We start from the raw sequence: 11,620 nt of genomic DNA on the forward strand, positions 1-11,620 counted from the left end.
ATTGGAAGGGGCTGATTACTCAGCAACGACCTTCTGGTCTTCAGGGCGGATGATCTTGGTGCGCATGATCGTCTCGTTGAGAGACAGCTGGCGATCAAGTTCCTTGGCGGTAGCCGGCGCTGCGGTGAAGTTCACCACGGCGTAGATACCTTCGGACTTCTTCTTGATGTCGTACGCCAGACGGCGACGGCCCCAGATGTCAACCTTTTCGATGGTTCCACCATCGGTGGTGATGACATTGAGGAACTTCTGAAGCGACGACTCTACGGTACGCTCTTCGACCTCGGGGTCGATGATTACCATCAATTCGTAAGGACGCATATGTGAACCCACCTCCTTTGGGCTAAGCGGTTACGGTATTTCCGTAACAGGAGGTTCATTTGCGATGCTGCGTTGGCGCTCCCTGGCCTAAACACGGCAAGAAGGCGTAACACAGACTTCAATATCTTAGTGCATCTCCCGCACTCAAAGCTATTCGGCGGAATCTCCGGCCGAAACCGGCCAAGTTGCGTATGTGGATAACCCGGTGGGGCAGCAAGGAATACTGGGGCTATGACCATTCTGAAGTCCACCATTCTCTTCGTTTTGGCAGCCGTCGCAGAGATCGGCGGAGCTTGGCTCATCTGGCAGTCCGTGCGCGAAGGCAAAGCGTGGTGGTGGGCAGGGCTTGGCGTCGTGGCGCTGGGAATTTACGGTTTCTTCGCGGCCTTCCAACCCGAGGCTCACTTCGGCCGGGTCCTGGCGGCCTATGGCGGCGTGTTCATTGCCGGTTCCCTTGCGTGGGGAATGCTGATGGACGGCTTCCGGCCGGATCGCTGGGACGTGATCGGCGCCGCCATCTGCATGGTGGGTGTGGGCGTCATCATGTTCGCACCCCGGTCGGGCGGCTGAGGCTGGGCCCAGAGCCCAGGTACGACAAAACCCCCGGAAGATCATCTTCCGGGGGTTTCTCTGTGCGCGGAGGGGGACTTGAACCCCCACCCCCTTTCGAGGACTAGCACCTCAAGCTAGCGCGTCTGCCATTCCGCCACCCGCGCAAGGTGATCAGGAGAAATTATGTTTCGTTTTTCTCCTTGACAGCGACAAAGACAATAACACGAACGGGAGCAATCCGTGGATTCCAGTTGCGGTGGGAGCCTCCGGCTAGGGTTAGGGCCATGGATGCCACACCGCTTAGCGCCTTGGTTCTGACCGTTGTTTTCTCAGCGATCGCCCTCTATTTCCTGTACTTCACGATCCGTGCCGGCGTACGGGACGGCATTCTGCAGGCCGACAAAAAACGCAGCGGGCAAGTTGCCACCAACCAGTCACGCCGTGCAGACCTTTGAGCTCCTCCAGTGGCTAGGGTGAGCACATGCACAACGTCAGGGTGAAGCGGAGCCGGCTGCGCTTTGTCGTCATGGTTCTGGCCGGCGCCTCGGCCTTTGCCGTTGCCGGCGCCCTGGGCAACTGGGTGGAAGCTCCGGCAATTGGCTGGGCCGTGGCCGCCCTGGTCTATGTGGCGTGGGTGTGGTTGGTGATTGCACGGCTGGATCCGGAAGAGACCGAGCAGCACGCGACCTCCGAGGACCCATCTCGCGGCCTCACGGACGTGCTGATTCTGATCGCCAACCTGGCCAGCCTTGCAGCCGTCGCCGCTGTCATCGTCGATTCGCACACGCAAGGAACCGGCACGCGTCTTTCCTCTGCGGCACTCGCCCTGGCATGCGTGGGATTGTCCTGGATGCTGGTCCAAACCCTCTTCACGCTGCGCTACGCCGAGTTGTATTACAGCCAGGATGGACGGGTCGGAGGTGAAGTGGGCGGCATCAGCTTCAACCAAGAGCGCCCTCCGCAGTACACGGACTTTGCCTACCTGGCCACCAGCCTGGGCATGACGTATCAGGTGTCGGACACTAATCTCGGCAATCACACGATCCGCGCCGAGGCACTCAAACATAGCCTGCTGTCCTACATGTTCGGCACTGTCATTCTGGCCGTCACCATCAACCTGGTCATCGGCTTGGCCCAGTAGCCGCATACCGGTGCCCTTAAAACGAAACAGGACAGCCGCCGTCGGGTATTGACGGCGGCTGTCCCGCTACGAAAAAACCAACCCTGTCAGGAACCGATCTTGGCGTCCTCAGCTTCCCCGGCGGGCACCGGGTTGGAAGGTGTGGCACCCTTCCGGCGGTAGCGAAGCACGCCGATGCCCACCACGATCGCGGCCAACGCCAGCGAAAGGAACAACGATTCGCGGGTGGATTCGATGATGACCATACCGATGATCAGCGCCACGATGGCTGCAATGGCAATCCACGTAAGGTACGGGAAGAACCACATCTTGAGATCGAGATCCTTGGCGGCTGCACCCATTCGTTTGCGCAGGATGAGCTGCGAAGTTGCGATCACCAACCACACGAAGAGCGCAATTGCACCAGAGGTGTTCACCAGGAACAGGAACACGGAGTCCGGCGCGATGTAGTTGGCACCAACGGTGAGGAATCCCACCACGGTGGAAGCGAGCACTGCAGCAGCCGGAACGCCACGCTTGGAGATCTTCATCCAGGACCGGGGAGCATCGCCACGCTGCGAGAGGGAGAAGAGCATTCGGCTGGCCGTGTACAGCCCAGAGTTCAGGCAGGAGAGAACCGAGGTGAGGACAACGATGTCCATGATGGTGCCTGCACCCGGAATTCCGTAAAGCTCGATGACGGCTACGTATGGGCTCTTGGCCACGGAAGCATCGTTCCACGGCAGCAAGGTCACCACGATGGCAATGGAGCCGATGTAGAAGATCAGGATGCGCCACACGGTGGACTTCACTGCCTTCTTGACGGCGTCCACCGGGTTTTCGGACTCACCGGCGGCGATGGTGGCGATTTCGGCGCCGAAGAACGAGAAGACCACTACGAGGATGCCGGCCAGGACTGCGCCCGGACCGTTCGGCATGAAGCCACCCTGATCCAGGAGGTTGGCGACACCGGGGGCGGAAACACCCGGCATGAGACCGAGGATTGCAACGATGCCAGCGAGCAGGAAGATGACAATTGCCGCAACCTTGATGGAAGCGAACCAGAATTCGAACTCGCCGTAGGACTTCACGGATCCCAGGTTCGTCAGCGTGAGGAGCACCATCAGAATGAGTGCCCAGATCCACTGATCCACTCCGGGAACCCAGCGATGCATGATGGCCGCACCGGCCGTGGCTTCAATGCCAAGGACGATGATCCAGAACCAGGCGTACAGCCAGCCGATGCTGAAGCCGGCCCAACGGCCAAGTGCTTTGTCCGCATAGGTGGAGAACGAGCCCGTCTCAGGGTTGGCCGCAGCCATCTCACCCAGCATGCGCATGACGAGGATGACCACCAGTCCGGCAGCAAGGTAGGCAACAAGAATACCCGGACCGGCCTGCTGGATTGCGGCTCCGGAACCAACGAACAGTCCGGCTCCGATGACGCCGGCAATAGCGATCATGGAGAGGTGTCGGGGCTTCAGGGACTTGGAAAGCTGTTGGTCAGCGTGCATGGTTCTGCGCCGTCCTTTGGGTTTGGGGTTGGCCACAGTGGTGTGCCACGGGCCACATGACTACATCACGCTAACCTGCTACACCGCGCTGAATACTGTGCAACCAAACATTTTGAAGACGCCCAAACAGGAACCGTGCACAAAATGTAAACCTCAAAGCATCCAAAGTTTCCTATAGGAAACTTTTGTAATACCCCTGAAATGAGTGCTTGACGCTTCAGCCTAGACCGAAGTGGCGAAAAAGAGTTCCACCACAGTGGCCAGGCTCCTGGGATCCTCCACTCCGCACAGTTCCCGCGCGGAGTGCATGGACAGCAGCGGGATACCCACGTCCACCGTCCGGATCCCGAGGCGGGTAGCAGTGAGAGGCCCAATGGTGGAACCGCACGGGAGATCGTTGTTGGAGACGTACTCCTGATAAGGAACGCCGGACTCGGCGCAAAGCCTGGCCCAAAAAGCAGCTCCCGCAGCGTCCGTGGCGTAGCGCTGGTTGGCATTGATTTTCAGTAGTGGACCACCATTGAGCACCGGCCTGTTGGCGGGATCGTGCTTTTCCGCGTAGTTCGGGTGGACTGCGTGGCCGGCGTCCGCAGAAACACAGAACGACGCCGCTATGGCCTGCCGCCTTTCACTCACCGAAGCGCCAAGGCCGTCGGAGATGCGCACCAGGATGTCCTCAAGGATGGGTCCGCAGGCGCCGGATCGGGAATTGGAACCGATCTCCTCATGATCGAACGCTGCGAGGACGGCGATCGGGCCTGACGCAGGCGCTGCGGAGGCGTGGGCTATCAGCGCCAGAAGCCCCGCGTGCGTGGAGGAAAGGTTATCCAGCCGGCCGGAGGCGAAGAACTCACCCTTGGCCCCGAAAACCGCAGGTGCCTGCGTGTCCGCCACAACGACGTCGTAACCGCCGATGTCCGCGGCATCAACAGTGGCGCCTTCCACACGATCGGCGAGCAATCCCAGAAGGTCCTCGCTGGCAGCATCGCCCTGACCGAAGATGGGGTTCATGTGCTGCTGCTTGGAAAGGTGGAGCCCGTTGTCATTGACGCCGCGATCCAAGTGAATGGCAAGCTGCGGGAAGCGAAGAAGCGGAGCTGTCGCCGTCAGGTGCTCAGTACCGTCACGCAGTACCAATCGGCCGGCCAACTGCAATTCCCGGTCCAGCCAGGAATTGAGCAACGGTCCACCGTAGACCTCGACGCCCGCCTGCAGCCATCCGAATTTGCCGGTGGTGGGCTTCGGCTTCAGCTTGAACGACGGCGAATCCGTGTGTGCACCAAGGATATTGAAACCAGTGGTTGGTCCGGCGCTTTCGGGTGTGACCCAAGCGATGAGTGCACCGTCGCGGATTACGTAGAAGTTACCCGCTCCACCATTCCACGGCTTCAGTTCATCCAATCCGGTGAAGCCTGCAGCATCCAGTCGACGTGCGGCTTCGTGCACCGCGTGGAAACTGGACGGGGACGCCGACACGTACGCACCGAGGTCCTTGATGTGGTCAATTGCGGCGGAGGCATTCGAAGGCATGCCACCGAGTCTAGCCCCCGCTCCTCGTGCTTACCGGGCTATACAGTGACGTTCAGCGCGGCTGTGTATCCGCCCGCGACCGAGCCGGACATAGTCGCCAGTTGGTATATTCCTCCATCGTCCCCAAAGACGTTGTCCGAGGTCAAAGTGGTATTCGGGAAATTCCGGGCACTGGCTTCATAGCCGGAGGTCGCATAAACCTCCTTGCAGGCAGACTCAGTAAGCGCGATTTGCGAGACCGCGAGGACCTGCCCGGCCGCCGTCGCGTTGCTCATGGATTCAAATACCTCAAAGTGAATATGAGGCCAGCGACCGCTGTAGGCACCCGGGTAGATGGTGCTGAAGGTAAGTTGCCCATTGGCGTCGGCTTCCTGAACGCCGCGGAGGTAGTTCTCGTTCTCAAGGCCTGAGTCGTAGAGCGAGTATTTGCCATCCTGATCGCAATGCCAGGCGTAGACGGCGGCTCCAGCCAAGGGGGCGCAACCGTTGGAATTGTCCAAAAGCGTCAGTGTAACTGTCAGGGGTACGCCCTCGGCTTTTGTGGTGGATCCGCCAAAACTGGACCTGATGTCGCGACGAACCACCCCGGAGGCCTCCAGCGCGTTGGGGCCGTTGGAACCGTCGCCCGGATAGGGCCCCAACGTCTCCTCCGGGATCTCCACTCCACATTCAGCGAAGGCACGGGTCACCGTGCTCGTGGCCGATGCGGAAGGCGACGCGGCCGCCGTCGTGCTTTCCGTTGCGGTGGCAGTGCTCGACGGCGATGCGCTGCCGCCGCCCGCACTTGGCGTGCAGGCCGCCAGGGCTGCTGCCGCGCCTGCGCCGAAGAGCATCCCCAGGCCGCGTCGCCGGCTCAGGAGTGTGGAGAGGTCGAACTCGAGGCCGCGGTCGTGATTGGGGTGAGGAGTAGTCATGCATCCATGAAACGCCCCGCGCCTTTGGGTTGTATATGGGAGAGCTGTGCCGCGACTGTGCAGATTCATCGATCCTTGGAAGTTGAGTGTGCACTATAAACATTTCTGTATGCTTGTAATGAGCGTCACAATATGCCACCATGGCTCCCGGAAGGCACATCACCGGAAGGCTCTACCCCATGAAAATCCAGCTCAAACCCGTACGGAAACTTCGCATTCACTGGCCCATCCCTGCGGAAACCATGACACGGCTCGCCGGAGGTGATCTCTCCGCGCTGGAGAGGGACGCCGGCATCTCATCCTTGTTGCAAGCCTTGACCGAAAGCCCGGAGTTGGGCGGATTCGGGAACTATCACCACGTATTCGAGTCCTCCGCAGGCTACGAGGGCTTCACCGTTGCCGAGGGCGCCAACCCCACACTGGGCAGCGTAGGGCAGCGAACCATTTCGCCGACCTTCGTTTTCACCTCCTATTTCGATGACTCCTTGGAGGACGACGCCGTCCACCAGCTCGTTCAAAGGATCGTAGACATCCACCCCTGGGAAGTCCCCGTCATTGAAGTATCCGGACCGCTGAGTGTCTCCAGCAGCTCACTGACCTCCGTTGGCCACCAAGCGGTGGCCTCATGACCAGCCTTTGGGATCAACTCGCTCCTCTCCTGAACAACAAGACCTTCACCGATCTGACCCACGCATTCCATCCCGGCCAGCCCCACTTCCCTGCCTTCCCGGACGAAACACGGGAGGCGCTCTTCGACCTGGACAAGGGGGACGGTTTTACCGCCCACAGGTATTCGATAGTGGGCCAGTGGGGCACCCACGTCGATCCGCCGTCGCACTTCATCCGCGGCGGGCGGACCTTGGACCAGATCCCCGTGGAAGAGATGGTACTTCCACTGGTGGTCCTGGACATCAGAGGCCGCGTTGAAAACGACGACGACGCCGTCCCCACCATGGCGGATGTCCTCGCCTGGGAAGCACAGTACGGTCAGGTCCCCGAAGGATCCTTTGTTGCCCTCCGGACCGGTTGGAGCGAACGCTGGCCCAACCCGGATGCCATGGCGAACAAGGACGACGACGGCCTGAGCCACACGCCCGGATGGTCCCGGGAAGTCCTTGAGTACCTGATCGAACAGCGGGGTGCCGCCGCCGTCGGCCACGAACAGACGGACACGGACCCCGGCCTCGCCACGTCCCGCCAGGACTTCAGCCTGGAAACCTACGTCCTGGCCCGCAACAAATGGCAGATAGAACTGCTGGCCAACCTCGATTCCCTGCCGGAATCAGGCGCCGTACTGATCGCAACCTGGGCCAAACCCCTGGGCGGCAGCGGATTCCCTGCCAGGGTCTTTGCCATCCACTGATTGACCGGGTGGCTAGAATCGATCCATGTCTAAGACCTCCAGCATGGGCCGCGGCATGATGGCCGTCCTCGCCGTCGGCGCCCGTCATGCTTCCGGCCATGCCGGAGCGACCGTCGCCGACGTCGCAGGCCTCCTGGACAAGGACCGCAGCCAGGTTTCGCGAAGCCTCAAAGGTGCGCAGCAGGCTGGTTTCCTGACTCGTTCCGGGCAACGCGAGTACAGCCTGGACTGGTCCATCCTGGCCGACGCACAACTGGTGACGGAACAGCGCCTCAAAACCAACGGCTTGGCCGCCCTGGAGGGACTGGCCGCCGAAACCAGCGAAGCCTGCTTCCTTGGCGTGCTGAGCGGAAACAGTACAGTCACCATTGCCGAGCAAGTGCCTGCCAGCGCCAACCTCGTAGGGTCCTGGCTGGGCCGCCCCTACCCTGCCTACTGCAGTGACGCGGGCCAGGCTCTTCTGTGGGACGCCTCGGATGAAGAAGTGCGGAAGATTTTGGAATCCGTGGACTTCGCCCAACACGGACCCAACACCCCGGTGTCCGTGGACGACTTCCTGGACCGGCTCCGCGCTGCCCGTGAACGGGGATATTCGATTGTTGACGAGGAAGCCGAGCCGGGCCTCTACTCCCTGGCGGCACCCATCCGGGACTTCAAAGGCGAAGTAACGGCTGCCCTGCAGATCGTGGGCCCCAAATCGCGGCTGGAACCACAGCGCGAAAGCCTTGCTGTTGCCCTGCGCTCGTGGAGTGAGTGGCTCGAATCCACCGCAGGCGGGCGGGTAAGGCCCGCGGATACCTTGCCCGGGTCCATCGGAAACAGCTAGGCCTGGGGCGACCTGCCCAAACGCTGCGCGGCCGAATGGAGAACCAGGGCGATCTCCCGGGCGGCGTTTTCCATCTGTGATCGGCTCCCCAACACGCTGAGGGCTCCCAGGATCTTACCGTCTGCTGAACGGACGGGGACAGCCAGTTCCCAGACGTCATGCTCAAACTCCTCCGCGGCCACAACAACTCCGCCGGGCTTGTCCCGCGCCATCAGGTCCATGACTTCCTCCGCGGAATGCGCCGCAGCGGGGCCACCTGTGCCAATGAAGTTCACGCCATGGAGCAGGGATTCCAGGTCCGCGGGAGTGTGATCCCAGAGCAAGGCACGTCCGGCTCCCGTGCACCACACAGGCGTGACCATCCCGGGCTTGGCAAAGCCACCGAGTACTGAGTTATTGGTTGAGGACCGCAGCAGAAGGACCCGGACCCCCTGCCGCACGGAGAGCCGGGATCTCAGACCCAGGCTGGACACCAGCTCTTCGAGCTCTGCCCGGGATTCCTGGACCCAGCCGACGTTGAGGGAGGCAGCCAGGCTGAAAAATCCCGGTCCTGTGCGGAAGGGGCCGCGGTCCACCCGTTCCAGCAATCCCAGGTCACATAGTTCCTGCGCCAGGCGTGAGACGCGGCTCTGCTCCATGTCCAGTTCGGCGGCCAGTTGCGAGACCCCCAACAGTTGGCGGCCCTGTTTTTCGCGGTCAGTTACCAGCCGTACCAGGCGCAGGCCTTGGGCCAACGACGAAGCTTCCGGAGACACCTCCACTGATCCGCTCCTTCCACCAAGCACTCACGCCATTCTCACACGTGCACATCCGCCGCGAGGACACGGGCGTCCCTGGCCCACACCGTGTACAGGTCCGCGAGTATTCCTGCATTGGCAGTCTCGAGCTCGGCCGCAGTGATTTCCGCATCATTCTGGCGCCCAAAGAGCACCACCTCATCTCCAGGGTTCACATTGTTGATCCCGGAGACGTTGATGACCATGGAATTCATGGAAATGGCGTCCACCACCGGAGCCCGCTGCCCCCGGACCAAGACGGTTCCGCCTCTGCCTAAGGCACGGCGGTATCCGTCGCCGTAACCCACAGTCACCGTGGCCAGCCTGGAGTCCACCGCCAGCGTATGGGTGTGGCCATAACCCACCTTGGTCCCGGCCGGATACCGATTAATGGATCCAATCCGGGCCTTGAACGCCAAGCACCGCTCGAATCCGGTGTGCTTCGGGTCCGAGTCGCCATAGAGCACAGCCCCCGCGCGCACCATGTCCAGCCATGAGTCCTGGACGTTGAGCGCTGCGAAAGAGTTTGCGGCGTGCAGCAACACCTTCCTGCGGTCCACGTTGGCCGCGCGGAGAATTGCGGTCGCCTCTGACCTGAACTGCCGGAGCCCACTGTGGATATGCTCCGGGTCATCCAGCGGGAAATGAGTCATGATTCCGGCCAGTTCCAAACCCGGATGGCCCACGATGCCTGCCGCGCAGGCCCGTCCCAAGGACGATGAGACATCAAGGCTGTGCCGGCTGATACCGGACGAATTGATGTCCAGGTGAACGCGGAGGTTTAGCCCCGCCACCAATGCTATCCGGCTCATTTCCCAAGCACTCTGCGGATCGGCAACCAGCTCCTCGATCACATGCGGGAGGCCTGCCTGCACCTCCTGCGGTGCCGCTGCCCGGACCCGTAGGAGCCGTCCCGCGAATCCATGCTTGCGGGCCAGGCAGGCCTCAGCGTTGGTTCCAACCCCTATATAGGGGACGCCGGCAGCCACCAGGGACGGCAGCAGCATGTCCGCTCCATGCCCGTAGGCATCGGATTTGATCACCGCACACAACATGGACTGGCCGTCCAGTATGCCCTGCACAGCCTGCACATTCCTGCCAAAGGCGGAACCGTCGATCTCCAGCCAGCTGGAAAGGCCAGCCGTGACCGCGGGCCCGGTGTCACTCATGGTCATTCCGGTTCCTTGGATAAGGCAGCACGGCCGGGCATGGTGCCCGGCCGTGCTGCTGGTTTAAGTGCACCTCACTGGTTTACGTCAGCGTGAACGCTTCGCCTTGGCTTTCGCCCCGTAACGGAAGTGGAAGAACAGGTAGCAGGCCGCCACGAAGGGAATACCGAAGTACAGGGCAGCAACCTGCGTTGGGTCAAAGGCAATGCCAACCAGCGACACCAGACACAGGGCGAAGGCGAGGATCGGCACCACCGGGAAGAACGGAGCTTTGTAGCCAAGATCGGACAGCCGTCCTCCATTGCGGATGAACGCCCTGCGATGGAAGAAGTGGGAGGCCGTAATGGACATCCAGACACCCACCACCGCGAAACCTGCAATGGAAACCAAGGCAAGGTAGACGGTCTCAGGGGCCGCCACACTGCTGACCAGGGAGGCCAATCCGCCCACCATGCTCACGGACAGCGCCACCAAGGGAATGCCCCGGCGGGTCAGGCGTTTCAGGGCCCTGGGACCCTGACCTTCATCAGCCAGGGAGTAAAGCATGCGTGCACAGGAGAACAGCCCGCTGTTGCCGGCGGAGAGAAGGGCCGTGATGATCACGAAGTTCATGATGTCCGCCGCGAAGGGGATACCCACTGAGGAGAAAACGGTGACGAAGGGGCTCTCGTCCAGCCCTACTTGTTCATAGGGAACCGTGGCCGCAATGACGGCAATGGCGCCTACAAAGAAGATCAGGAGCCGGATCACAGTACTGCGCATGGCCTTGGGAATGTTCTTGGCAGGGTCCTTGGTCTCGCCTGCCGCAACGCCGATCAATTCTGACCCGGAGAAGGCATAGAACACCGCGAGGGCCGTGATAAGTACCCCTGTGAAGCCGTTGGGGAACAGTCCACCGGAGGTGTTGAAGTTCTCCAGGAGGAATGGGTGGTTGGTGGACCCGGACAGCGGATGGAAGCCCAGCAAGGCGGCACCGCCAAACACGATCAGCGCGATGATGGCACCCACCTTCACGATTGAGAACCAGAACTCGGATTCACCGAAGAACTTGGAAGAGAAAGCATTCAAGCCAAAAAGAACCGCGGCAAAGATAAGGCACCAAACCCAGACCTCGACGTCGGGGAACCAGCGCTGCATCAGGAGTCCGGAAGCCGTGAACTCGGACCCGATAGCCACGGCCCAGCAGAGCCAGTAAAGCCAGGCAGTGGCGAACCCAGTGGCCGGACCGATAGAGCGGGACGCGTAAATGTGGAATGCCCCTGACACGGGGTAGGCGATTGCCAACTCCCCCAAGCAGGCCATCACGAGGTACACCACGAAGGCGCCAATCAAGTAAGCGATCACGGCGCCCAGAGGGCCAGCCTGGGAAATGGTGTATCCGGAACTCAGGAACAGGCCGGATCCGATCACACCACCCATAGCGATCATGATGAGGTGCCGTGGGCCCATTGAGCGGCGTAGCCCGGCCTCAGCTTCGGTAGCCGTGGCAGTGGGCGGATTGTCCAGTTGCAGAGGTGTTGAAGATTCCATGTGGT

Annotated in this window: 13 protein-coding genes and 1 tRNA gene; 6 read left to right on the top strand and 8 right to left on the bottom strand. The window is 61.3% G+C overall.

Features of this window, described 5'->3' with window-relative positions:
* Positions 1-15 precede the first annotated feature (15 nt).
* Positions 16-321 (bottom strand): 30S ribosomal protein S6, encoded by a 306-nt coding sequence (gene rpsF, locus LDN70_RS20850; protein WP_011776755.1) that lies wholly within the window; start codon positions 319-321, stop codon positions 16-18.
* Positions 322-552: 231 nt separating this feature from the next.
* Here rpsF and LDN70_RS20855 point away from each other — a divergent pair, with 231 nt between their 5' ends.
* Entirely contained in the window at positions 553-891 is a 339-nt protein-coding gene (locus tag LDN70_RS20855) for a YnfA family protein (protein WP_223941305.1), read from the top strand.
* A gap of 63 nt (positions 892-954) precedes the next feature.
* Here the strand turns inward: LDN70_RS20855 and LDN70_RS20860 are convergent.
* Positions 955-1,037: transfer RNA gene (locus tag LDN70_RS20860), tRNA-Leu, on the bottom strand.
* A 120-nt stretch (positions 1,038-1,157) separates the two neighbouring features.
* On the opposite strand from LDN70_RS20860, the gene LDN70_RS20865 reads away from it, so the two are divergent.
* Both LDN70_RS20865 and LDN70_RS20870 read left to right on the top strand, forming a co-directional pair.
* Positions 1,158-1,328 (top strand): hypothetical protein, encoded by a 171-nt coding sequence (locus LDN70_RS20865; RefSeq protein WP_223941306.1) that lies wholly within the window; start codon positions 1,158-1,160, stop codon positions 1,326-1,328.
* A gap of 26 nt (positions 1,329-1,354) precedes the next feature.
* Entirely contained in the window at positions 1,355-2,014 is a 660-nt protein-coding gene (locus tag LDN70_RS20870; RefSeq protein WP_223941307.1) for a DUF1345 domain-containing protein, read from the top strand.
* Between the two features lie 86 nt (positions 2,015-2,100).
* Here LDN70_RS20870 and LDN70_RS20875 read toward each other — a convergent pair whose 3' ends face one another.
* From LDN70_RS20875 to LDN70_RS20885, 3 genes are all read right to left on the bottom strand, one after another.
* Positions 2,101-3,507, bottom strand: coding sequence for an amino acid permease (locus tag LDN70_RS20875; RefSeq protein ID WP_142937337.1), 1,407 nt, complete (start codon positions 3,505-3,507; stop codon positions 2,101-2,103).
* Positions 3,508-3,729: 222 nt separating this feature from the next.
* Complete coding sequence (locus LDN70_RS20880; protein ID WP_223941308.1) at positions 3,730-5,037, bottom strand: M18 family aminopeptidase; 1,308 nt, start codon at positions 5,035-5,037, stop codon at positions 3,730-3,732.
* Between the two features lie 38 nt (positions 5,038-5,075).
* Positions 5,076-5,951 carry an intradiol ring-cleavage dioxygenase gene (locus tag LDN70_RS20885; protein ID WP_223941309.1) on the bottom strand — a complete coding sequence of 292 codons (876 nt, stop codon included), beginning with the start codon at positions 5,949-5,951 and terminating at the stop codon, positions 5,076-5,078.
* Between the two features lie 179 nt (positions 5,952-6,130).
* On the opposite strand from LDN70_RS20885, the gene LDN70_RS20890 reads away from it, so the two are divergent.
* From LDN70_RS20890 to LDN70_RS20900, 3 genes are read left to right on the top strand one after another with little or no spacing between them, the layout of a single operon-like run.
* Entirely contained in the window at positions 6,131-6,580 is a 450-nt protein-coding gene (locus tag LDN70_RS20890) for a YqfO family protein (protein WP_223942704.1), read from the top strand.
* Entirely contained in the window at positions 6,577-7,314 is a 738-nt protein-coding gene (locus tag LDN70_RS20895) for a cyclase family protein (RefSeq protein ID WP_223941310.1), read from the top strand. Before LDN70_RS20890 ends, LDN70_RS20895 begins: the two co-directional genes overlap by 4 nt.
* Positions 7,315-7,339: 25 nt before the next feature.
* Positions 7,340-8,140, top strand: coding sequence for an IclR family transcriptional regulator (locus tag LDN70_RS20900; protein WP_223941311.1), 801 nt, complete (start codon positions 7,340-7,342; stop codon positions 8,138-8,140).
* Here the strand turns inward: LDN70_RS20900 and LDN70_RS20905 are convergent.
* From LDN70_RS20905 to LDN70_RS20915, 3 genes are all read right to left on the bottom strand, one after another.
* Entirely contained in the window at positions 8,137-8,901 is a 765-nt protein-coding gene (locus tag LDN70_RS20905) for an IclR family transcriptional regulator (protein WP_223941312.1), read from the bottom strand. The two genes, LDN70_RS20900 and LDN70_RS20905, sit on opposite strands and share 4 nt — an antisense overlap.
* A gap of 35 nt (positions 8,902-8,936) precedes the next feature.
* On the bottom strand, positions 8,937-10,091 hold the full coding sequence (alr, locus tag LDN70_RS20910) for an alanine racemase (RefSeq protein ID WP_223941313.1): 1,155 nt from the start codon (positions 10,089-10,091) through the stop codon (positions 8,937-8,939).
* Between the two features lie 81 nt (positions 10,092-10,172).
* On the bottom strand, positions 10,173-11,615 hold the full coding sequence (locus LDN70_RS20915) for an amino acid permease (protein ID WP_223941314.1): 1,443 nt from the start codon (positions 11,613-11,615) through the stop codon (positions 10,173-10,175).
* Positions 11,616-11,620: the final 5 nt, after the last annotated feature.

Source organism: Arthrobacter sp. StoSoilB22, from assembly GCF_019977315.1.
Classification (GTDB): domain Bacteria; phylum Actinomycetota; class Actinomycetes; order Actinomycetales; family Micrococcaceae; genus Arthrobacter.

What these genes read in the sequence shown, in the direction of transcription:
- rpsF (WP_011776755.1), bottom strand. Translation starts at nt 321, where the DNA reads ATGCGTCCTTACGAATTGATGGTAATCATCGACCCCGAGGTCGAAGAG.
- LDN70_RS20855 (WP_223941305.1), top strand. Translation starts at nt 553, where the DNA reads ATGACCATTCTGAAGTCCACCATTCTCTTCGTTTTGGCAGCCGTCGCA.
- LDN70_RS20865 (WP_223941306.1), top strand. Translation starts at nt 1,158, where the DNA reads ATGGATGCCACACCGCTTAGCGCCTTGGTTCTGACCGTTGTTTTCTCA.
- LDN70_RS20870 (WP_223941307.1), top strand. Translation starts at nt 1,355, where the DNA reads ATGCACAACGTCAGGGTGAAGCGGAGCCGGCTGCGCTTTGTCGTCATG.
- LDN70_RS20875 (WP_142937337.1), bottom strand. Translation starts at nt 3,507, where the DNA reads ATGCACGCTGACCAACAGCTTTCCAAGTCCCTGAAGCCCCGACACCTC.
- LDN70_RS20880 (WP_223941308.1), bottom strand. Translation starts at nt 5,037, where the DNA reads ATGCCTTCGAATGCCTCCGCCGCAATTGACCACATCAAGGACCTCGGT.
- LDN70_RS20885 (WP_223941309.1), bottom strand. Translation starts at nt 5,951, where the DNA reads ATGACTACTCCTCACCCCAATCACGACCGCGGCCTCGAGTTCGACCTC.
- LDN70_RS20890 (WP_223942704.1), top strand. Translation starts at nt 6,131, where the DNA reads ATGAAAATCCAGCTCAAACCCGTACGGAAACTTCGCATTCACTGGCCC.
- LDN70_RS20895 (WP_223941310.1), top strand. Translation starts at nt 6,577, where the DNA reads ATGACCAGCCTTTGGGATCAACTCGCTCCTCTCCTGAACAACAAGACC.
- LDN70_RS20900 (WP_223941311.1), top strand. Translation starts at nt 7,340, where the DNA reads ATGTCTAAGACCTCCAGCATGGGCCGCGGCATGATGGCCGTCCTCGCC.
- alr (WP_223941313.1), bottom strand. Translation starts at nt 10,091, where the DNA reads ATGACCATGAGTGACACCGGGCCCGCGGTCACGGCTGGCCTTTCCAGC.
- LDN70_RS20915 (WP_223941314.1), bottom strand. Translation starts at nt 11,615, where the DNA reads ATGGAATCTTCAACACCTCTGCAACTGGACAATCCGCCCACTGCCACG.